22 protein-coding genes are annotated in these 21478 nt (G+C 66.4%); 12 read left to right on the plus strand and 10 right to left on the minus strand.

What is annotated here, in order from left to right:
* The first annotated feature begins 30 nt into the window (after positions 1-30).
* From VL15_RS17695 to VL15_RS17705, 3 genes are all read left to right on the plus strand, one after another.
* Complete coding sequence (locus VL15_RS17695; protein ID WP_048247236.1) at positions 31-486, plus strand: MarR family winged helix-turn-helix transcriptional regulator; 456 nt, start codon at positions 31-33, stop codon at positions 484-486.
* A 189-nt stretch (positions 487-675) separates the two neighbouring features.
* A complete protein-coding gene (locus VL15_RS17700) occupies positions 676-1323 on the plus strand; it encodes a glutathione S-transferase family protein (protein ID WP_048247240.1) in 648 nt (215 codons plus the stop codon).
* Between the two features lie 202 nt (positions 1324-1525).
* Entirely contained in the window at positions 1526-3043 is a 1518-nt protein-coding gene (locus VL15_RS17705; protein WP_048247242.1) for a purine-cytosine permease family protein, read from the plus strand.
* A 115-nt stretch (positions 3044-3158) separates the two neighbouring features.
* Here the strand turns inward: VL15_RS17705 and VL15_RS17710 are convergent, their stop codons facing one another.
* The 3 genes from VL15_RS17710 to VL15_RS17720 form a co-directional block, all read right to left on the minus strand.
* Positions 3159-3914, minus strand: a complete 756-nt coding sequence (locus VL15_RS17710) for a glucose 1-dehydrogenase (RefSeq protein WP_048247244.1) — start codon at positions 3912-3914, stop codon at positions 3159-3161.
* 43 nt (positions 3915-3957) lie between these two features.
* A complete protein-coding gene (locus VL15_RS17715) occupies positions 3958-4494 on the minus strand; it encodes a VOC family protein (RefSeq protein ID WP_048247542.1) in 537 nt (178 codons plus the stop codon).
* A 182-nt stretch (positions 4495-4676) separates the two neighbouring features.
* Complete coding sequence (locus VL15_RS17720) at positions 4677-5594, minus strand: LysR family transcriptional regulator (RefSeq protein ID WP_048247246.1); 918 nt, start codon at positions 5592-5594, stop codon at positions 4677-4679.
* A 318-nt stretch (positions 5595-5912) separates the two neighbouring features.
* Between VL15_RS17720 and VL15_RS17725 the strand changes: the two genes are divergently transcribed.
* From VL15_RS17725 to VL15_RS17740, 4 genes are all read left to right on the plus strand, one after another.
* Complete coding sequence (locus tag VL15_RS17725) at positions 5913-7229, plus strand: citrate-proton symporter (RefSeq protein ID WP_048247248.1); 1317 nt, start codon at positions 5913-5915, stop codon at positions 7227-7229.
* Between the two features lie 148 nt (positions 7230-7377).
* On the plus strand, positions 7378-8202 hold the full coding sequence (locus VL15_RS17730; protein ID WP_048247249.1) for a hypothetical protein: 825 nt from the start codon (positions 7378-7380) through the stop codon (positions 8200-8202).
* 200 nt (positions 8203-8402) lie between these two features.
* Entirely contained in the window at positions 8403-9653 is a 1251-nt protein-coding gene (locus VL15_RS17735; RefSeq protein WP_048247251.1) for an MFS transporter, read from the plus strand.
* Positions 9654-9828: 175 nt separating this feature from the next.
* Complete coding sequence (locus VL15_RS17740) at positions 9829-10440, plus strand: cysteine hydrolase family protein (protein ID WP_048247253.1); 612 nt, start codon at positions 9829-9831, stop codon at positions 10438-10440.
* 19 nt (positions 10441-10459) lie between these two features.
* Here VL15_RS17740 and VL15_RS17745 read toward each other — a convergent pair whose 3' ends face one another.
* From VL15_RS17745 to VL15_RS17755, 3 genes are all read right to left on the minus strand, one after another.
* The gene (locus tag VL15_RS17745; protein WP_048247255.1) at positions 10460-12085 is read right to left on the minus strand and encodes an amidohydrolase; all 1626 of its coding nucleotides are present in this window, start codon (positions 12083-12085) and stop codon (positions 10460-10462) included.
* A gap of 415 nt (positions 12086-12500) precedes the next feature.
* On the minus strand, positions 12501-13316 hold the full coding sequence (locus VL15_RS17750; RefSeq protein ID WP_155420249.1) for a helix-turn-helix transcriptional regulator: 816 nt from the start codon (positions 13314-13316) through the stop codon (positions 12501-12503).
* Positions 13317-13545: 229 nt separating this feature from the next.
* Positions 13546-14022 (minus strand): nuclear transport factor 2 family protein, encoded by a 477-nt coding sequence (locus VL15_RS17755; RefSeq protein WP_048247259.1) that lies wholly within the window; start codon positions 14020-14022, stop codon positions 13546-13548.
* Positions 14023-14355: 333 nt separating this feature from the next.
* Between VL15_RS17755 and VL15_RS17760 the strand changes: the two genes are divergently transcribed.
* Positions 14356-14742 carry a winged helix-turn-helix transcriptional regulator gene (locus tag VL15_RS17760; protein ID WP_048247261.1) on the plus strand — a complete coding sequence of 129 codons (387 nt, stop codon included), beginning with the start codon at positions 14356-14358 and terminating at the stop codon, positions 14740-14742.
* A gap of 503 nt (positions 14743-15245) precedes the next feature.
* Here the strand turns inward: VL15_RS17760 and VL15_RS17765 are convergent.
* On the minus strand, positions 15246-15617 hold the full coding sequence (locus VL15_RS17765; protein ID WP_048247262.1) for a YXWGXW repeat-containing protein: 372 nt from the start codon (positions 15615-15617) through the stop codon (positions 15246-15248).
* Positions 15618-16223: 606 nt separating this feature from the next.
* On the opposite strand from VL15_RS17765, the gene VL15_RS17770 reads away from it, so the two are divergent.
* Positions 16224-17342: a porin gene (locus tag VL15_RS17770; protein WP_048247264.1), complete on the plus strand. Its 1119-nt coding sequence runs from the start codon at positions 16224-16226 to the stop codon at positions 17340-17342.
* A 179-nt stretch (positions 17343-17521) separates the two neighbouring features.
* Here the strand turns inward: VL15_RS17770 and VL15_RS17775 are convergent, their stop codons facing one another.
* Positions 17522-17920: a GreA/GreB family elongation factor gene (locus VL15_RS17775; protein WP_048247266.1), complete on the minus strand. Its 399-nt coding sequence runs from the start codon at positions 17918-17920 to the stop codon at positions 17522-17524.
* 512 nt (positions 17921-18432) lie between these two features.
* Between VL15_RS17775 and VL15_RS17780 the strand changes: the two genes are divergently transcribed.
* Positions 18433-18762 (plus strand): DUF4148 domain-containing protein, encoded by a 330-nt coding sequence (locus VL15_RS17780; protein WP_048247268.1) that lies wholly within the window; start codon positions 18433-18435, stop codon positions 18760-18762.
* A 154-nt stretch (positions 18763-18916) separates the two neighbouring features.
* Here the strand turns inward: VL15_RS17780 and VL15_RS17785 are convergent, their stop codons facing one another.
* Positions 18917-19378 (minus strand): CBS domain-containing protein, encoded by a 462-nt coding sequence (locus tag VL15_RS17785; RefSeq protein WP_048247270.1) that lies wholly within the window; start codon positions 19376-19378, stop codon positions 18917-18919.
* Between the two features lie 168 nt (positions 19379-19546).
* On the opposite strand from VL15_RS17785, the gene ribA reads away from it, so the two are divergent.
* Entirely contained in the window at positions 19547-20197 is a 651-nt protein-coding gene (gene ribA / locus VL15_RS17790; protein ID WP_048247273.1) for a GTP cyclohydrolase II, read from the plus strand.
* A 151-nt stretch (positions 20198-20348) separates the two neighbouring features.
* On the plus strand, positions 20349-20915 hold the full coding sequence (locus VL15_RS17795; RefSeq protein ID WP_048247275.1) for a GNAT family N-acetyltransferase: 567 nt from the start codon (positions 20349-20351) through the stop codon (positions 20913-20915).
* A gap of 21 nt (positions 20916-20936) precedes the next feature.
* Here the strand turns inward: VL15_RS17795 and VL15_RS17800 are convergent, their stop codons facing one another.
* Complete coding sequence (locus VL15_RS17800; RefSeq protein ID WP_048247277.1) at positions 20937-21323, minus strand: VOC family protein; 387 nt, start codon at positions 21321-21323, stop codon at positions 20937-20939.
* Positions 21324-21478 lie beyond the last annotated feature (155 nt).

Below are 21478 nucleotides of genomic sequence, written 5' to 3' on the forward strand. Positions count from 1 at the left end.
ACTGCAATTAAATGAAAGGAACGACCTGACATGAGCGCACCCGAACCCGATCTGTGGTTCTCGTTCGTCCGCGCGCACCGGACGATGATTCGCGAGATCGAGCGGCGCCTCGCGGATGCCGGCCTGCCCGCGTATGCGTGGTACGACGCGTTGTGGGGTCTCGAAAGCGGGCCCGACGGCACGCGCCGCATGCACGAACTGGCCGACGTGCTCGCGATCGAGCGCTACAACCTCACGCGGCTCGTCGACCGGCTCGAGCAGGAGGGGCTCGTCACGCGTGCCCGTTCGGCCGACGACGGCCGCGCCGCTTATGCGAGCATTACCGACAAGGGGCGGGCACTGCGCAAGAAGATGTGGAAGGTGTACCAGTCGACGGTTGCGGAACTCTTTCTCGGTCAGTTCTCCGGCAAGGATCGGGCGGCGTTGACCGCTGCGCTCGATCGGGTGACCGCCGCGGCGCGCGAAGCGGCGGCCGACGCCAGGTAGCGGCGTCCGGCACGCGCGTCGGACGCGCGCCTGCCGATGCATCGCCTGCGCGGCCCGGCCCGCCCGGATCGCGCAATCTGCATATCCCTCCTTCGAGTATTGGCATGTTGCCGAAGCCGCCGGTCCCGGCATAGGATTGCAATTGCAACGATTGCAGTTGCAACGCTAACCGAATGACAAGGACCCGACATGACCTCGACGCACTCCCTTACGTTCTATACGGCCGACACGCCGAACGGACACAAGATCGCGATCTACCTGGAAGAGGCCGGACTCGCGCACGACCGCGTGCACGTGAACCTGTCCGCCGGCGAGCAGCGGAGCCCGGCGTTCCTCGCGATCAACCCGAACGGCAAGATTCCGGCCATCGTCGATCACGACACCGGGCTGGCCGTGTTCGAATCCGGCGCGATTCTCAGCTATCTCGCCGCGAAGACGGGTTGTCTGCAACCCGAGACGCTGGCCGAGCGCACGGCGGTCCAGCAATGGCTGCATTTCCAGATCGGCGGCATCGGGCCGATGCTCGGCCAGCTCTGGTGGTTCCTGCGTGCATCGAAGACGGTCAATGCGGAGGCGATCGATCGTTACCGGAACGAGGCGCGGCGCCTCTATGGGGTCGTGAACGGCCGCTTGTCGGCATCGGCGTATCTCGCGTCGTCGCGGTATTCGATTGCCGACATCGCCGCGTTTCCGTGGCTGCGCACGGCGTCCGAACTCGATCTCGATCTCGCCGCATACCCGCACGTCGAGCGTTGGCTCGCCGATCTCGAGGCCCGGCCGGCGGTTCAGCGGGGCCTGGCCGCATGCCGCGCGCCGGCGGCCGAGCAGGTGCACTGACATTGCATCGCCCGCGCCGCACGGGCGGCGCGGCAACCGGCCGGTTGCTCGCCCGGAAACATTGTTCTCCTTCGTCGTAAACGTCTCGAATGCGTGATATTTGCGCCCCTCGATCCGGTTTAGAGTGGCCGCGAATCGATGACGATGTGTCGCATGGCCGCAGCCTCGGGCCGTGCAGACGCACCAGAGGAGTGGGAGACAAATGGGTGAAGGCAGGATTACGCAGGTCGAGTCGTTCGGTTTCGAGCGCATTCCCGATGCATCGCGCTATGCGCGGCCGATCGATCTGTTCAGGTTGCTGTTCGGCGGTTGCAATACGTTTTCCACATCGGTGCTCGGCAGCTTTCCCGTGCTGGTCGGGCTGTCGTTCAAGGCGGGCGTCGCCGCGATCGTGCTCGGCGTGCTCGCCGGCACCTGCATTCTCGCGCCGATGAGCCTGTTCGGCCCGCGCAACGGCACGAGCGACCCGGTGTCGTCCGGTGCGCATTTCGGCATCCACGGCCGGATCGTCGGGTCGTTCCTCGCGCTGCTCACGTCGATCGCGTTCTTCTCGCTCGCGGTGTGGAGCTCGGGCGACGCGCTCGTCGGCGGCGCGCACAACATGATCGGCGTGCCCGTCAACGGCTTCACGCTCGGCGCGGCCTACCTGGTGTTCGCGGTGCTCGTGCTGATCGTCTGCATCTACGGCTTTCGCTTCATGCTGTGGGTCAACAAGATCGCCGTGTGGGCCGCGAGCATCCTGTTCGTCGCCGGGCTGTTCGCGTTCGCCGGCCTGTTCGACATGAATTACGCCGGCACGCTGCAACTCGGCAGCGCGGGCTTCTGGGCCGCATTCGTCGGCGCGGTGCTGGTCGCGCTGAGCAACCCGGTGTCGTTCGCGTCGACGCTCGGCGACTGGGCGCGCTACATCCCGCAGCACACGCCGAAGCATCGCGTGATGGGCGCCGTGTTCGCCGCGCAGATCGCGACCTTCGTGCCGTTCTTCTTCGGCCTCGCGACTGCCACGATCATCGCGGCGAAGGCGCCCGCATTCATCGCGTCGAACGACTACGTCGGCGGGCTGCTCGCGGTCTCGCCGCGCTGGTTCCTGCTGCCGATGTGCCTGATCGCGATCATCGGCGGGATGTCGACCGGCACGACCGCGCTGTACGGCACCGGCCTCGACGTATCGAGCATGTTCCCGCGCTTCCTGAACCGCGTGCGCGCGACGTTGCTGATCGGCACGATCGCGATTGCATTCATCTTCGTCGGCCGCTTCTGGTTCAACCTCGTCGAAAGCGTCGCGACGTTCTCGACGCTGATCGATACGTTCAGCTGCCCGTGGATGGCGATCATGGTGATCGGCTACGTGACGCGCCGCGGCTACTATCTCGGCGACGACCTGCAGGTGTTCAACCGCGGGCTGCGCGGCGGCCATTACTGGTTCACGCACGGCTGGAACGTGCGTGCGATGGGTGCATGGCTGCCGGCCGCGTTCGTCGGGCTGTCGTTCGTGAACCTGCCGGGCCAGTTCGTCGGTCCGCTCGGTTATCTCGCGGGCGGGCTCGACCTGAGCGTGCCGGTGTCGCTGGCGGTCGGCGGGATACTGTATTTCGTGCTGCTGACGCTGTATCCGGAACCGGACGGCGTGTACGGCCCGCACGGGCGCCGCTTCGTGCGCGGTGGCAAGCAGGCGGCGCGCGGCGTCGGCGCATCGTCGATCCAGCCGAAGGGCTATTGAGCGACGCGCGGCGCCTGGCCTCGGAACGACAACGCCGCCGGTGGCTAGGCCCGCACGGCGGCGTTGTCGTTTCCGTTTCCGGCAGAGCGACGGCCTGCCGGCGTGTCGAGCCGGATCAGTGGAACGTGCTGCCCGCGAGCATCCCGCCGTCGACGATGAATTCCGATCCCGTGCAATACGTGGATTCGTCGGACGCGAGGAACAGCACGAGACTGGCCACTTCGTTGGGCTTGCCGATGCGCGCGATCGGCAGGCCGCTATAGATGGAAGAAGGATCGAAATCCGAGAATTCGGGCGGGCGCGCCATCACCGTATCGATGCCGCCCGGATGCACCGAATTCACGCGAATGCCGTGATGGCCGAATTCAAGCGCGGCAGCCTTCGTCATCCCACGCACCGCGAACTTGCTCGACACATACGCGCTGCCGCCCGCGACGCCTTCCATCCCGGCCGTCGACGACACGTTGACGATCGAGCCGCCGCCCGCGTCCTTCAACGCGGCAAGCACCGACTTCATGCCGAGCCAGCAGCCGACCTGGTTCACGTCGATCACCTTGCGATAGTCGTCGAGCGAACACGATTCGATCGGCACGAGCTTCAGGATCGCCGCGTTGTTCACGAGGATGTCCAGCCGGCCGAAATGCGCGAGTGTTGCATCGACGGCGGCCTGCCAGTCGCCTTCGTTCGTCACGTCGAGATGCTGGAAACGTGCCGCGTCGCCGAGTTCGGCCGCGACGCGCTGGCCGGCTTCGTCCAGCACGTCGGCGATCACCACGCGCGCGCCTTCGGCGACGAACCGGCGTGCCTCCGCTTCGCCCTGGCCACGGGCGCCGCCCGTGATCAGCGCCACCTTGCCTTCGAGTCGTTTCATGCTGCTTGCTCCTGTAAGTGAGAAGGGACGCGCGCGGGTCCGCTCACGCGGAGGTGGCCGCCGCGTCGATGATGCGGACCGGATCGGTGCCGTCCCATGCGCGGGCTTCGGCGATGCCGAACGCGATCATGTCGCGCATGCCGGCGCCTTCGATCACTTCGACGCGCACGCCGGGATCGTCGGCGTCGTCGAGATACGCGACGCGCGTAGCCGGGTTGCGCGCTTCGAACACGACGCGCAGGCCGCGCGCCGTGAGCCGCGCCACCGCGGTATCGAGATCGTCGACGACCCACGCGACGTGATGCAGGCCGACGAGCGCTTGCCCGTTCGCATCGCGGTACGGCGACGGCGTGTCGTTCGTCACGTGGATCAGTTCGATCTGCAGACCGCCGCGATACGCGAGCCCGACATCCATCGTGACCGTCGCCGGTTCGCCGAGATGGCGGCCGTCGAGGCGGACGTTGCGGAACACGGTCCACGGGCCGATCTCGTGGCGTGCGCGCCAGCGCGCGATGCTGCGATCGAGGTCGGCGACCACGTAGCCGATCTGGTCGATGGGGCCGAGGACTGGGTCGTTCATGTCGTCTCCGTGGCGCGGCGCGCGTGTGCGTGCCGCGCGCTGAATGACGGTCATGATCGCAACAAAGCGCGCGCTTCGTGCCGTCCGAACGGACTAGCGCGCGGTGTTTGCATCGCGCCGATGCGGATGCGTGAGATGGAAGGAAGGTGGGGAAAGGCGAGGGTTGCGGATCGACCCGCGCGTCACCGCGCGTTCGGCCCCTTGACCGTCAACCGGCACACGGTCGCGAGCGCGAGCAGGTTCGGATCGCGCTCGCGCCGGTGCAGGAAGCTCAGGCCGATCGTCTGGCGGATCGTGGGCCCGGCGAGCGGCACGAGCGCGATCTTGTGCGCGAACAGGTCGCGCACGCGGCCGGGCAGCAGCGAGCAGCCGACGCCGCCCGACACGAGGTTGATCAGCGAGAAGATGTCGCCCACCCGCATCACGATATTCGGTGTGACACCGGCCGTGCGGAATGCCTCCGTGAACCCGTGGTGCGTCGCGAAGCCTTCGCCGAGCGACACGAACGGCTCGTCGCGGCACGCGCCGAGATCGATCGCATCGCGCTGCGCATACGGCGAATCGATCGGCGCGGCGAAGAACATCTCGTCCTCGAACAGCGCGATCGATTCGATCTCGGCGTCCGGTTCGGGCAGCGCCATCAGCGTCGCGTCGATCGCGCCCTGCCTGAGCTTGTCGAGCAGGTCGGCGTTCGAGCCGAGCACGAGCTCGGCCTGCAGTTCGGGGCGGCGCTCCTTCAGCGCGATCACGACCTCGGGCACGGTGCGGATCGTCAGCGAATAGAGCGAGCCGATCTTCAACTGGCCGGCGCCGTAGCCGGCCGCCTCGCGCGTCGAGCGGATCCCGTCGGTCATCGTCTTGAGCACTTCGCCCGCCACTTCGGCGAGCACCAGCGCGGCGTCGGTCGGGATCAGGTTGCGCCCCTCGTGGCGGAACAGCGCGCAGTGCATCCCTTCCTCGAGCGTATGCAGCGCACGATGCACGCTGACCGTGCTGACGCCCAGCGCCTCGGCCGCCTTCGCGAGGCTGCCGGCTTCCATGAAGGCGAGCAGCACCTCGAGCTTGCGGAACGTGATCTCTTCGTTGATGCGGTTGCGCATGATGCGGGCGACGGGAAGGGCGGCCGTCGATTCTGCCGCAGAACCCCGGCCGCAACAATGCGCGAATTTCCGGGGTTTTCGCGCGGCAGGGCCAGCCGGGGAAACATTTAATCTCCGGCTAATCATCTACCGCAGGCGTTAATTGATGCGGGATTTCGGCGTCCCTATCATCGGTTCACGCCGGTCGTGCGCGCGGGCCGAGAGGGTCCGTCGGGCCTGTCTCGCATCGGCCGGCGATACGAACAGCCGGTTCGCCCATGCCTGCCGCGGAACGCGGCAGCCATGCGGCGCGGCACCATGAGACTGCAGGAGACAAGCATGCGCGACTCACGTCGGAACTCGCGGCATCGGCAGGTGGTTGCCGCTGTCGTCGGCAACACCCTCGAGTGGTACGACTTCATCGTTTACGGTTTCTTCTCCGGCATCATCGCGCGGCTGTTCTTTCCTGCCGACAGCCAGTACGCATCGCTGCTGATGTCGCTCGCGACATTCGGCGTCGGCTTTTTCATGCGCCCGGTGGGCGGCATCCTGCTCGGGCTCTATGCGGACCGCAAGGGCCGCAAGGCCGCGATGCAGCTGATCATCCTCCTGATGACGCTGTCGATCGCGCTGATCACGTTCGCGCCGTCGTACGCGACGATCGGCCCGGCGGCGCCGATCCTGATCGTCGTCGCGCGGCTGCTGCAGGGTTTCGCGACGGGCGGTGAATACGCGAGCGCCACTGCATTCCTCGTCGAAAGCGCGCCCGCGAACCGGCGTGGCTTGTACGGATCGTGGCAACTGATCGGCCAGTGTCTCGCGGTGTTCTCGGGCGCGGCGATGGGCGCATGGGCCACGCAGTCGCTGTCGGAGGCCGCGTTGCACAGCTGGGGCTGGCGCGTGCCGTTCGCACTCGGGCTGCTGATCGGGCCGGTCGGCCTGTGGATCCGCCGGCACATGGAGGAAACCGAGGCGTTCCTCGACGCGAGCAAGTCGACGGTCGAGCCGCCGGCGAGCGTGTCGCGGGTGCTGCGCGACAACCTGCGCGGCGTGCTGGTGTCGATGGGGCAGACGATCACCGGTACGGCCGTGTTCTACGTGATGCTCGTCAACTTGCCGACGTTCGCGCACAAGACCTTCGGGCTGCCGCTCGATCAGGTCTTCAAGGTGCAGATGGTGGCGGTCGCGCTGCTGACGGTGACGATTCCGGTCGCCGCGATCGTGTCCGACCGCATCGGCCGGCGGCCCGTGCTGATCGCCGGCATGCTGGCGCTGCTGACGGTCACCTATCCGCTGTTCTCGTGGCTGGCCGCGGCGCCGAGCATCGGGCGCCTGCTCGTGATGCAACTCGTGATCTGCACGATCATCGGCATCTGCTACGGCCCCGCGCCCACCGCACTCGCCGAACAGTTCGCGACGCGCTCGCGTTCGACCGGCATCGCGCTCGCATACAACGTCGCGGTGATGATCTTCGGCGGCTTTGCACCGTTCATCGTCACGTGGCTGACGCACGCGAGCGGGTCGCCCGTCGCACCCGCGTGGTACGTGCTGTTCGCGGCATCGTTCGGGCTGCTCGCGAGCGTGTTCATGCACGACGGCGCGCCGTGCGTGCTCGCGCGCCGGCAGTTTCAGGGCGAACCGGTGAGCGTCAAGTAGCGACGGGCGGCTGCTGCCGCTCGATTCCGGCGGGCAGGCAAGCGCTGCCCGATCCGGATGCTGTCGTCGAGTGCATCGACGCGTTCGTCCCCGTGCCATCGCAGGCCGCTATGATGGTGGCACGCAAGCTCAGCGTGGGGGATGGCAAATGTTTTCAAGGTTGAAGAAACTGCTCGATGGCGGCACGGCACGCGCGGCCGTTTTGCTGCAATCCGGCCGACGGGCCGCGTGGTCGGGCGAAGCGCCGGTGCAGCCGCGCCATGTGCTGTGCTTTCTCGGCCGGGATCGAGAACTGCAGCATCTGCGCGATGCGGCGAACGCGGCGATTGCGGAATTCGCGACGGGGTTCGGCATCGATGACGCGTATTCCGTCGCCGAACCGGACGAGCGGATGAGCCGTTCGTTTGAGGTCTGCCGCGACCGCGCCGCAGCGGATGCGTGGACGCCGGCCGACGACGAAGCCGTCGGCACGCACCAGTCGGTGCTGTATGTGCTCGGCCCGCGCATGACGCGGGAGAATGCCGTGCGTGCGTCGATCGGCGCGCTGTTCCTGGTCGATCGGCTGATCGACGCCGGCGCGGTGGCGGTCAAGGGCGAGAGCGCGGGTGTGGCGCACGGGCTGCACCGGTGGCGGGAGCTGATCCGGATGGGCGCGGTCGCGACCGACGCCGACGACGCGCTTGCGCAGAACCGGGCGTGCCGGCTGGCATTCGCGTTGCGCCCGCTGGCATCGGACGGATACTTCGAAAGCGTGGGTTTTCATCTGGCCGGCCTGCCGGACGTGCAGGTGCCGCGTTCGCGCGGAAGCGATCGCGAAGCGGTTGCCGTCATCGACGGCGTTGCCGACGAGATCGTGCGGCACGGGATCGACGCGACGTTGCACGCGCACGGTGCATTGCTGATCGACGACGCGTCTCACGACGAAGACGACTTCAAGTTCAATCCTAACGGGATCGTCCGGCTGTCGACGTGAAGGTCGATGCGTGCCGCCGGGTCTGATCGGACCCGGGCCGGGCGCCAGGAGCTGGCGTCGGGCATCGCGGCGATCGATCGGTTGCAGCGTCGGGGCGGGTATCGGCACGGCCGATGATTAGCATCGCGGGCGGCGGCCTACCGCGGCGGCCGCCCGATCATTACGCTTGGGCGATCATCCACTCTGTCCGGAAGGTCGCCATGTCCCGGCTCGACTACAAGCTGCTCGGCCCCTGCCTGCTCGCCATCGCGATCGACGCGATGGGGTTCGGGCTCGTTTATCCGATGATGTCCGCGATCTTCAGCGATCCGCACGCGGGCATCCTGCCGGCCGACGCCGGTGCGCATGCGCGCAATTTCTACCTCGGTCTCGGCTACGGGATCTACCCGCTGTGCATGTTCTTCGGCTCGTCGCTGATGGGCGAACTGTCCGATCGCTACGGCCGCCGCAGAATCATGCTGTTGTGCGTGCTCGGTCTCGCGGCCGGCTACGCGATGATGGCGGCCGGCGCATGGCATGCGAGCGTCGCGCTGCTGCTGGCCGGACGCGGGCTCACCGGCCTGCTGGCCGGCTGCCAGGGCATCGCGCAGGCGGCGATCACCGACCTGAGCACACCCGAGACCAAGGCGTACAACATGAGCATCATGTCGCTCGCGTTCAGTGCGGGCGTGATCGTCGGCCCCGTGCTCGGCGGCGTCACGTCGGACCGGACGATCTCGCCACTGTTCGATTACGGCACGCCGTTCGTGCTGGTCGCAGTGCTGTCGCTGACTTGCGCGTTCTGGACCTGGGCGTCGTATCGCGATTCGGCCGCGCCGCGCGGCGATACGCGCATCGATCCGCTGCTGCCGCTGCGGATCATCCGGGAGGCCGCGCGCCAGCGCAATGTCGCGTTCCTGTCGGCGGTGTTCTTCCTGATGCAGGTCGGTTACGGGCTCTACCTGCAGACCATCATGTTGCTGCTGCAGGCGAAATTCGGCTACACGAGCGCGCGGCTCGGGCTGTTCAGCGGCGTGATCGGCCTCTGTTTCGTGTTCGGCCTGCTGTTCGTCGTGCGGCTGATGCTGCGCGTGTGGCGCGTGATCGATATCGCGAAGACGGGCCTGCTCGTTGCCGGCGTCGGCCAGATCCTGTCCGCGCTGTTTCCGCACGAACCTGTGCTGTGGGTGCTCGCGATGGTCGTCGGCTGTTTCGACATGGTTGCGTACACGACCATGTATACGGCGTTCTCCGATGCCGTCAGCGCGGACCGGCAGGGCTGGGCGCTCGGCGTCGCGGGCTCGGTGATGGCCGTCGCGTGGGTCGTGACGGGTGCGCTCACGAACCTGCTGCCGGTGTTCGGCGAGATCGGCCTGCTGCTGATCGGCGGCGCGGGCTTCCTGCTCAGCTTCGTGATGATGGCCGCGTACGGACGCACGCAGCCGGGTGCGCGAACGGCCGCGCTGTCGTAGGCGCTCGCGCACGTTGGCCCGATCCTGTCGGACGTTGTCCCGCGCGCCGCTGTCGCGCGAAGCCGCGCGGCCCGACACTGGCGCCTCGCGGTCGGGGAGGCCCCAGGCCGCGTCCGGCGGCGCCGGCAGGCCCGGCGCGCCGTTCCGTTCGATATGCCAACCGAGAGAGCGACCCATGCAACACCCGACCATCCGTACCCTGGCAGGCGCGACGGCGCCGACGTCCATCGACGCCGCCCGCACCGCGCTGCTGGTGATCGATTTCCAGAACGAATATTTCAGCGGCCGGCTGCCGATTCCGGAAGGGCCGCGCGCGCTGGGCAATGCGCGGCGCGTGATCGCGTTCGCCGATCGCGCGGGCATTCCGGTGTTTCACGTCCAGCACGTCGATACGGCCGACAGCCCGATCTTCGCCGACGGCAGCGACGGCTTCCGCTTTCATGCGGACCTGCAGCCGGCGCCGCATCACGCGGTCGTGAAGAAAACGACGGTGAGCGTGTTCCCGACGACGGACATCGACGCGCGCCTGAAGGCGGCCGGCGTCGACACGTTGATCGTCACGGGCCTGATGACGCATGCGTGCGTTGCCGGCGCGGCACGCGATGCGGTGCCGCTCGGTTATGCGGTGATCGTCGTCGACGACGCATGCGCAACGCGCGACCTCGATGTCGCGGACGGCGGCACGGTGCCGCACCGCGACCTCCATCGCGCGACGCTGGCCGCGCTGTCTGACACGTTCGGCGACGTGCTGACGACCGAGCAGGTGCTCGCGCTCGGCGTCGCCTGACGGTCGCCCGATCCGCGCTTCAGTCGGCCCAGCCCGGCGCGGCGTACACGACTTCGCCGCGGAAGCACGTCTCGATCACGCGGGTTTGCGCGAACGTCTCGACCGGATGCGCGAACGGATTGCGGTCGAGGATCGCGAAGCTCGCGTCCTTGCCCGCTTCGAGCGAGCCCGTGCAGTCGTCGAAGCGCAGCGCATACGCAGTGTTCACCGTATAGGCTTCGAGCATCGTGAGCAGGTCGAGGCGCTCGTGCGGATTCCACGGCGGGCTGTCGGGCTGGTCGATCAGCAGGTGCGTGACGCCGGTCTGGATGATCTGCATCGGGTCCATCGTGCTGACCGACCAGTCGGATCCGGCCGCGAGCATCGCGCCCGCGTTGCGCAGGCTGCGGAACGGATAGTTGCGGGCGGTGCGCTCGGCGCCGAGCAGGTCGCGATAGAGCTGTTGCTGCTCCTCGCGAGCAGCCGTCCACAGCGTCTGCACGCTCGCGATCGCGCCGAGCCGGTTGAAGCGGCTCATGTCGGCCGGATCGACGAGCTGCAGGTGCGCAAGCTGCGCGCGCCGGTCGCGCATCCCGTTGCGGCGTTGCACGTACTCGAGCGCGTCGAGCGTCATGCGCACCGCGCGGTCGGCGAGCGTATGGAAGTGCAGGTCGAAGCCGGCCGTATCGGCGAGCAGGCAGATCTCGCTCAAGGCGTCCTGGCTCCACAGCGCAAGGCCGCAGTCGTCGGTGCCGGCGTATGGCTCGAGCAGCGCGGCGGTCTTCGATTCGGGCACGCCGTCGACGAAGATCTTCACCGTATGCAGACGCAGGTTGTCGCACTCGTATTCGCGACGCCACGCGACGAAGCGTTCGACCTGCTCGCGCGGGTCGCGGCGCGGGTTCGCATAGAGGCCCGCGCTCATGTAGGCCTTGAGCGTGCCGGCGCGCTGCGCGGTGGCGTAGGCCTTGAGCTCGGCCTCCTCGACACGCGCGTCGAACCAGCCCGTGATGCCGAAACCGTGCGCCATCGCGTGCGCTTTCGCGAGCGATTTCGGGTAGCCGGCCGGGCTCAGTTGCGGAATGATCGGGCAGATCCGGTAGAACGCCGCTTCATGCACGACGCCGTTCGGCGCACCCGCCGCGTCGCGCTCGTAAACGCCGCCGGTCGGATCGGGCGTATTGGCGTTGATGCCGGCCGCTTCGAGCCCCTTCGTGTTGAGACAGCCGCTGTGCACGTCGAAGCCGACCACGAGCAGCGGTCGGTCGGGCACGATCCGGTCGAGCAGCTCGCGGGTCGGATACGCGCCGAACGCGGCGAGGTTGGCGCCGCCGAGATAGACCCACGGTTCGTTCGGCGTCGCATCGGCGCACGCGCGGATGCGCTGCAGGATCGCGTCGGGATCGTTGATGCCGGACAGGTCGAAGTCGCCGAGGATCTGGTGGCCTTCGAGCGGGTGCACGTGACCGTCGATGAGGCCCGGCAGCATCAGCCGGCCGGCCAGGTCGACCATCCGCGTCGCGGGGCCGGCCAGCGGGCGGATGTCGTCGTCGCGGCCGACCGCGACGATCTTGCCGTCCGTCGTGGCGAGCGCCTGCGCGAAGCGGCGCTGCGCATCGCCCGTGTAAAGCAGGCCATTCAGATAGATGGTATCGGCGTGTTGCATGTGTCTCCTCCGGATCGGGGGCTGATCGACGGGCGCACGTGTCCCGCGGGCGGGCCGTCTGGCTCGTCCGGTCGCGTGTACCCGGTCGGGTTGGAATGGGGTGTGGCGTTAGGTGCCGGTGCTGCGCGGCGGGGACGGCGGTGGGCCCCGGCGAATGCCGGCCGCCGCCAGCGCGTCATGCCGGTTTCGCCGAGGCGTCCGCATCGGCAAATCGATGGGCGGCGCGCTTGCGGCCGTGCGGGCCGGCGTCCATCCGGTATGCGGCATTCCGTGTCTCCGTGGCATCCGACGCGTTCCTGTCGTCGGGTGAGTCAGATACTAGGAGCGGGGCGGCCGGCTGTCTGTCATCGTTTTGAGGACAACCCGCGACAAAGGCGGCGGGGGGATGGGTGCTGCGATGACGCGGTGGCGTCGTCTAGTGACTACGGTCTTCCAGCGGCGCTTCTTCGGTCACGCACCACGCGAACAGCCCGGCCCGGTTCGGGACACCGAGTTTCGCGAGCGCGCGCCCGAGATAGGTGCGCACGCTGCTCGGCTTCAGCGCGAGCGTGTCGGCGATCTGCGGGACGGGTTGGCCCTGCAGCACGGCGCGGCACACGAGCCGTTCGCGCTGCGACAGCGCTGCACCGCTGGCCGACAGCCGCTGTTCGAACCGCTGCAGCAGCGCGCCATCGTCGGAACGCGGCGTCAGGCGCGCGAGCCGCGCATGCTGGATCAGGAGCGGCAGCACGAAATCGCCGAGCTGCCGCAGCAGCGCCAGTTCGGCCAGCGTGTACGACGGCTGGCCGCGCCGGCGGAACAGCGAGAACGCATAGACGTAGTCGCGCTCGCTGCCGAGCAGCGTGCAGTCTTCGCCGAGCTCGCCGAGCGCGAATTGGCGGCCGTACTCGGTCGCCGTGTCGACTTCCTCGTTGCACGAGAACACGAGCTGCGAATCGGTGGTGCGCTCGATATGCGGGAGCAGCGTGTCGGTGCGCCACTCGCCCTGTGTATACAGATCGAGCGCATGGCGCGTGCCGTCGGGGTCGTCGCCGCCGGCGAAGAACAGCACGTCGACGCCGTCGACCGATTTCGACGGCGCGTCGCGCCGGTAACGCGTCGCGACGCTGTAATGGGACTGCGGGTCGACGGTTTCGCGCAGCCACGCCCAAAGCCGGGCGGGAAACTGCGGACTGCCGAGGCTGGCGATCAGGTCGCCGGCGTTGCTCAGGGAAATGTGGGCGGGGCTCATCGTTGACACCGTCTTCGCGAACGGCCGCGTGTGCCGGCCGTGCTTCGTGTGCGGCCGCGCGCTGGCGGGGCGGCGGCCGGCGGTGCGGTCAGGCGAGACGGAGGCCGGTGCGGCGGCGATGCTCGATTGTAGGGGAGTTCGCCGGCGCGGGGCAGCCGCACCTGGCCGGTGCGGCTGCCGGATCTGCCGTCAACAGGCGGCGCGCTTCGTCGCGCACCGGCCCCGCGTGTCAGAACATCGTGTTCTTGTTCGCGGCTGTTTCGGGCACCGGCTGGATCACGTCCCAATGCTCGACGATCTTGCCGTCCTTCACGCGGAAGATGTCGACGACTGCTTCGCCGCGATCGCCCGGACGCTCGGTCGCATGCACGTGCAGGTAGACGAGGTCGCCGTCGGTCGCGCTGCGGACGATGCGTGCGCGCGATGCGGGGTTCTTCTGGAAGGCGCCGACGAAGTACGACACGAACGGCTTCTTGCCGTCGGGCACGTGCGGGTTGTGCTGCTTGTAGTCGTCCGCGACGACGGCGGCGGCCTGGATTGCTTCGTGCTTGTTGAAGAAGCGGTCGTAGAACGTCAGCACGAGCTGGCGGTTCGCTTCCTCGGCGGCGAGGTCGCGCGGGGCCGGGCCGGCGGCCAGCGCGGCGGCCGATGCGGCCAGCAGGACGAATGCGGCTACGGCGCGAACGGGGGAGCGGAGCGATGACATGTAGCGTTTTCCTTGTCTGATGGTTCGTGGGTCGGTGCGCGATGCGCGACCGCGGGTTGCGCCGATCGTGATGATCGGTGAGGCATGCGGGCGTGGCTGCAGGCACGCATGCGCCGCAGCGATGCAAAGGGTTCGCCGTGAAGCCCGTGGCGTCGCGGCTACTGGAATCGCGACGCCGCGCGGCATCGTCATGCTTCGTTGAACTGGCGAATCCGGGCGGCTGCCGGGCCGATCGAATGGTACAGTTGCCGCGAACCCGTCACAAGAAGTCACCGCGGTGTGAACAGGTCACACCGCGATGACCGTGCGTTGCCCGTGAAAGAGAATCCCGCCATGCCGTTGCCGTCCGCCGACGAAACCGTCGAACTCGATCAGCCGTGCCCGATCCGCGATGTGCTCGACCGCATCGGCGACCAGTGGAGCCTGCTCGTGCTCGAAGCGCTGTCCGGCGGAACGATGCGCTTCAACGAACTCGGCCGCGCGATCGGCGATGTGTCGAACCAGATGCTGTCGCGTACGCTCAAGCGGCTCGAGCAGGACGGCTTCGTCAGCCGCACGCTGTTCGCCGAAGTGCCGCCGCGCGTCGAATATGCGCTGACCGACCTCGGGCGTTCGTTCCTGACGCCGATGCAGGCGATGATCCAGTGGGCCGACGAACATCATCGCGCGATCTGCGCGGCGCGCCGTCGTGCGCGGGAGTCGGAGGGCGGCGGGCGCTGAGCGGAACGCGTGCACCGTTTCGTTGATTGGCGGTGTGCCGCAGATGGCGCGCGATGCGACGAGAGATGGCCGGATGCATACGCATCGGCATCGCATGATTTCGTTATCCGAAGGGTTTCGTCAGGATCGAAGGCCTGTCGATGCTTTGCCGTGTTGGTCGGACATGCGGCGATGCGCTTGCGACGCGACGCCCGGATCGATGGCTTGGCATCGGGGCGAACGAAACATGCAACCCTTTGTTGGCCGGCGTGCGATCAGGGAGCGGCAGGAATCCGGTCGATGCAGGATTGCGCGCCGGGGATCGGCGGGCATGTTGATTGTCGACGCGTTGCCCGATTGAGGCTTTGGCGTCGGTTTGGGCGGCCGGGATCGTCCCTGAGAAGGGCAGGCTGCGCAGGATTCGCGCGCACCCGGCCAGGCGCCATGATTCCATGCCCGAACGGCGCGGGTTCGCGAGCGCTGTCAGGCTCCGGACCTTCCATCGGCCGGAGCCGGCCGACTGCCTAGCGCCACGAACCGTCGACGTAGACCCACACCTGCCCCTGGCGGCGCCAGTAGCCGGGAACCCACCGACGCCCCGGGCGCCGTGCGACCCAGCGGCCGGACACCCATATATAGCGGCCGCGCTGCCAGCTCCAGTAACCGTCGGCCCATATATAGCCATGCGGCCGCGGCGGTGGCGGTCGGCGGTCGTGCCGGGCCGCCGGCGGCCCGAAGCCCGGGCGGTCGGCGTAGGGCGGCCCGCCGGGCACGCGGTTCGGGCCGGACGGCCGGTACACGGGCGGCGCGGGCTGGGCCGAGGCGGCGCGGAGCCAGCCGCTGCCGACAAAGGCGGCGGTCAATCCGATGGCGCGCAACAACGAGCGTCGATTCATGGCGTGTCCTATTCTGAAATCGGGTTCGCCTTACATTAGCCTGCCGGTCGGCGGGCCGGGTTACGCAGGCGGTTAAGCCTGTTACCGCATGTCACGGTCGATGGCCGGGCCGGCTGCCGCCGTCGCACGGGGCGTCCGGGCATGCCGCGCGGTAGCGTGACGTCGGCTTCGTCCGACCGACCGGATGTTTATCCTCTGTCCGCCCCGTTTCAGGAATCCGGAACCCGCCATTCGAGGTCGGATTAGGTAAAAATTGCCGATTTATGGGGTTTGCCCGGAGTGGTTTGTTGTTTCTATGCAACCGTCAAGACGATGACACGAAAGAATGGTGCGATGAAAGCCTCCAAAAAGCTGCCGTCAAGAAGCCAAAAACAAACGTTAAAACAAATACTTATAACTCGGCCCCACTTTCATTATTTCTAGTTCTGGAAAAGCTTATTTCTTTATTCGCGGATCGCGCCCCTAGGGTACACCCCTAAACTCACGGTTCCCAAACGGGCAACTATCCGGGCGCGGCCAGCAGGACCGATGGCGTTCCCGGGCGGTTGAGACCGTTTATGAAACAAGGTCGCGAGACCTGCCTCTTTTTAGAAGGGAGCTCCACGAATGAACAAGACTCTGATCGTTGCAGCAGCTGCAGCATCGTTCGCTACCGTCGCTCACGCGCAAAGCAGCGTCACGCTGTACGGCGTGCTGGACGCAGGCATCACCTACCAAAGCAACGTCCAACCGGCACTGGGCCAAGCTGGCAAGTCGCGTTGGTCGATGGGTTCGGGCATTGACCAGAGCCGTTTCGGCCTGCGTGGCTCGGAAGACCTGGGTGGCGGCCTGAAGGCAATCTTCACGTTGGAAAGCGGCTTCAACATCGGTAACGGCAAGTTCGCGAACGGCAACGGCGGCATGTTCAACCGTCAAGCTTTCGTCGGCCTGTCGAGCCAGTACGGCACGGTCACGCTGGGTAAGCAATACGACGCAACGCAAGACTACCTGGCGCCGCTGACGGCAACGGGCTCGTGGGGCGGCACGTACTTCGCGCACCCGCTGAACCTTGACCGTCTGAGCACGAACGGCGATGTCGCACAGAACAACACGGTCAAGTTCACGAGCGCGAACTACGCTGGCCTGCAATTCGGCGGCACGTACTCGTTCTCGAACAACACGAACTTCGGCAACAACCGTGCGTACAGCGCGGGTGCTGCATACCAGTTCCAAGGTCTGAAGCTGGCTGCTGCATACTCGCAAGCGAACCTGGGTGACGGTACGAACGCAAACGGCGCAACGTCGTCGGCGATCGGTGGCATCGCTAGCCAAGGCCGCGTCCGCACGTACGGTGCTGCTGCTGGTTATGCATTCGGTCCGGCACAAGTCGGCGCGGCATGGACGCAAGCGCGTCTCGACAACAATGCAGTCGGTAGCCTGGGCTCGGTGCGCACCGACAACTACGAAGTCAACGCAAAGTACAACCTGACGCCGGCTCTCGGCCTGGGTGCTGCTTACACGTACACGAACGCGAAGATCAACAACGGCAGCACGCACTGGAACCAGTTCGGTCTGCAAGCTGACTACGCACTGTCGAAGCGCACGGACGTCTACGCACAAGCTGTGTACCAGCGTGCAGCGAAGAACGGCATCGGCGCATCGATCTACAACGGCGACAACTCGGTTCTGCCGAGCTCGTCGATCAACCAAACCGCAGCAACGGTTGGTCTGCGTCACCGCTTCTAAGCGTGACGGCGGGGTAACCCGCTTCGCAGCATCGAAAAAGGCGCCTTCGGGCGCCTTTTTTTTCGTCAGCAGCATGCGATGACGACAAGCCGGATCGTCCGGACGCAAAAAAGCGAGGCCTGTGCCTCGCTTTTTTCGTTCTGCGCCCGGTGCGGCGCGGTGCTGGCCCGCCGGCGGCGTCAGCGCGTGTATTCGCCGTTGGCTTCCGGCTGGAACACGATCGCGGCGACCTTCATCAGCTTTTCGGCGCCGCTCGGCTGCATCACCTTGACCATCTGGCCGCGTTGCGTACCCAGCAGTGCCATGCCGACAGGCGAGAACACGTTCAGGCGGCCGAGTTCAAGATTGGCGGCGTCCGGATAAACAATCGTCCAGGTGGCCTGTTCCTGGGTCGCTTCGTCGAGCAGCGTGATCTGCGAGTTCATCGTGACGACGTTTGCCTTGATGGTGTCGGGCTCAACGATGTCGGCGCGCTCGAGCAGCGTGTCGAGCATCGTCTGGAAGCGCGGGTTGTGTTCGGCGTGCTTCTCGAGGCGAGCGACGTCGAGTTCGGTCAACTGGTAAAGGCGTTGTTTCATGGAAGTTCTCCAAATGATCGGCAGGGGCAGGCGTGGCGTGCCTATGAGGATCGCCCGGAGCCTGTCTGACCTGGCTCCGGGAGGAGACCGAACCGTCAGATCAGGCGCCGGGCAGGGGCGAGCGGCACCTGGGCCGTGCGTCGAGCGAGAGGATGCGCCGGATGGCCGGCGTGCGCGCGCACGCCGGCCGGGCCGGACGGCGAAACCGAAAAGGGCGTGTGCGCGTACATGGTGGATGGAATATCGACAGGCGAATATAAGCTTACGATTCTACAACACAACCTTCCGGACATGTGACCTGCCTGTTGGCGTTTCGTCAGCGATTGTTGTGTAGATGAAGTAAGTGAGAGGGGCTCGGTCCAGAAACAGTGGGCAATTTTTGTCAAAATCGCAACGCTGTATGTTCAAACTAAGGGTTTCCCCTCGGAGTGACGAGCACTACACTGGATTCATTCGCTTCAGACAGTCCTGCCGAGGCGACGTCAAAAGAGAACATATTCCGGAGGTAAATCATGAAGTCGATCATCTACGCAGCCATCGCCGCATCCGTCCTTGCCGCTCCGATCGCATCGTTTGCGCAGTCCGAACAGGGGCTGACGCGCGATCAGGTCAAGGCCGAACTCGTGCAACTCGAACAGAATGGCTACAAGCCGCTGGCGAGCGATTCGCAATACCCGAACAACATCCAGGCCGCCGAACAACGGATCCAGCCGAATCAGCCGATGCTCGCGCAGGCCGATACGAGCGGCTACGGTGCCGTGGCGACGGGTGCCGGCCAAGCAGGCCGTCGCATGACGCGGGAAGCACCGAACCCCGTGAACTCGGTCTATTTCGGTAACTGAACGTCCCCGGATCTGCCCGAGCGCACCAGTTAATTGACGAGACGCGCGCCAGCCGCGCGCGTCGTTCGCCCGCAGGAGCAGAACCTCCGTCGCCGCATTCCGGCGGCTTTCCGCCCAGACGCTAACGCGTTTGGGCCTTTTTTGCTGGAGCGGGTCAGACGGACGTGACTGCGGGCGTGCCGTGGATATAGTGTTCGAGCTGGCTGATCGTGAACTGCTGATCGGCAATCACGCTCTTCACGAGGTCGCCGATCGAGATGAGGCCGATCAGCTTGCCGCCGTCGAGGACGGGCAGGTGGCGCATCCGGTGCTCGGTCATCAACGCCATGCACTCGTCGGTGGATTGCGACGGTTCGACGTAGCGCACCTTCGCCGTCATGATTTCCTCGACGCGGGTGGCTTTCGACGAACGGTCCTGCAGGACGACCTTGCGCGCGTAGTCGCGCTCGGTGACGATGCCCGCGATGTCGTCGCCGTCGACGACCAGGAGCGCGCCGATTCCCTTCTCCGCCATCAGCTTGATGGCGTCGTAGACGTAATCGGTTTTCTTGACGGTGTAGATGGTGCGGCCCGAATCCGGCTTGGCCTTGAGAATCTGCGCGACAGTCGTGCTCATTCGCTTTCTCCGTGTGCAGGTCGATGCGAGGCGTGCTGCGTGTCACCCGATGAGCCCAGTATAGCCGGGCGGGCGGCGGCAGTCGCGTGACGTTTCCAGATTAGCGGTAAACTCCGGTCACGCACTATCCACACAACTCCTACATTCCTGAACGTTTCGATTGAATTCATGATGTCTTCGCGTCCCCAATCGCCCACGCCGGGCAATGGCCAGGCCGACGAGTGCGTGACGCTCGTCGCCACGGCGTCGCTGCCCACGCGCTACGGCACGTTCACGTCATACGCGTTCCGCGTATCGGGCAGCGATGCCGAACATCTCGCGCTCGTGATGGGCGACGTGGCCGGCGAGCAGTCCGTGCTGACGCGGCTGCATTCCGAATGCCTGACCGGCGACGTGTTCGGCTCGTACCGCTGCGATTGCGGCGAACAGCTCGATCTCGCGTTGCGCTACATCGCGGCAGAAGACCGCGGCGTGCTGCTGTATCTGCGCGGCCATGAGGGTCGCGGGATCGGCCTGAGCAACAAGATCCGCGCGTACGCGCTGCAGGAGCAGGGGCGCGACACGGTCGAGGCGAACCTCGACCTCGGCCTGCCCGACGACGCCCGCGAATACGACTCGGCCGCCGCGATCCTCAGGATCCTCGGCGTGACGTCGGTGCGGCTGATGAGCAACAACCCGGAGAAGTTCGATACGCTCGCGAAGCACGGCATTCCTGTCTGTGAGCGCGTGGCGCTTGCAGTGCCGGTGCGTGAGGAAAACGAGCGTTATATCCGCACGAAGCAGATGAAGTTTGGGCACTACTTCGAAGAAAACGAGTAACCGCAGCGGGCGCCCAGGCGCCCGTTTTTCGCTACTTGCTCCTCCGATCGCCGCCTCCCGAGGCGGCGATCGCGTATTTTCCCTTCATCCGTTCGCAGCCGGGTTCGTGACGTTGCCCGCGTTGCGTCGCCGTCCGTCGTCGGGATCACCCATGACCACGCCAACGAAGATCGAAACCGAACGTCTGACACTGCGTCGCTGGCGACCGTCGGACGCGGGTGCGCTTTCGGCGATGCATGCGCATCCGGACGTCACGACGTGGCTCGCACGCGGCCCGATGTCCGTCGATGAAGCGAGCGACTTCATCGCGCGCTTCGAAGCGCATTTCGATGAGCACGGGTTCGGTCCGTGGGTGGTCGAGCGTCGCGCCGATGCGATGCTGATCGGGCTTTGCGGCCTGTCGCACGAAGCGCGCGCAACGCATCCGATGGCGCCATGCGTCGAGGTTATGTGGCGGCAGGCGCGCCACGCATGGGGGCGCGGCTACGTTGCGGAAGCAGCGGCCGCAGCACTGGCCGACGGATTCGACCGGATCGGACTCGGTGAAATCCTTGCGTGGACGGCCGACACCAACCTGCGATCGCAGCACGTGATGCAGCGGCTCGGCATGCAGCGTCAGCCCGCGCGCGATTTCGATCATCCCGCGTTGCCGGAAGGGCATGCGCTGCGGCGGCACGTCGTATATGTCGCGCGCCCCGGCGGCTACGCCGGCGCTTGACGACTCACGCGCGTCTGCCTGTCAGCGCCATGTGCCGTTCTGCAGCACGATCCGGTAGCCGTCGGCATCCTCGAAGGTCTGGCCTGATATCTCCCAGTACGGATTGAACGACGTCACCGGCATGAAGCCGTGTGCGGCCGCGCGCTCGCATGCGGCTTCCCATTCCGGGCGATCGGGCAGGTAGAACACGATCAGGTCCTCGGGTGTCGGGGACGGTGCGATCGGGTGGTCTGGACAGTGCGTGAATTCGAAGTGGTAGTCGAGACCTTCGCGTCCAAGCATCACGCCGGAGAAGCCATCGTGATCTTCGAAGCGCGCGAGCACCGACAAGTCGAGGGCGTCGCGATACATGCGCTCGGTTCTGGCGAGGTTGCCGACCGGGCGGGCAATGCGCAGATGTGCGTGCAAGATGGCCTCGGGGGAGCGTGGCGGACTCGCCGATGATAATCCGGCCGATCGAGATCGTGGCGCGCCGGAATGCTCAAGCAGGCAGGCGGCGAAGGAGGAGGGTGGTATGGCCCCGCAATCCGCGCAGGCAATAAAAAAGCCCGCTGCTTGAGCGG

Source organism: Burkholderia cepacia (assembly GCF_001039005.1).
GTDB lineage: Bacteria > Pseudomonadota > Gammaproteobacteria > Burkholderiales > Burkholderiaceae > Burkholderia > Burkholderia theae.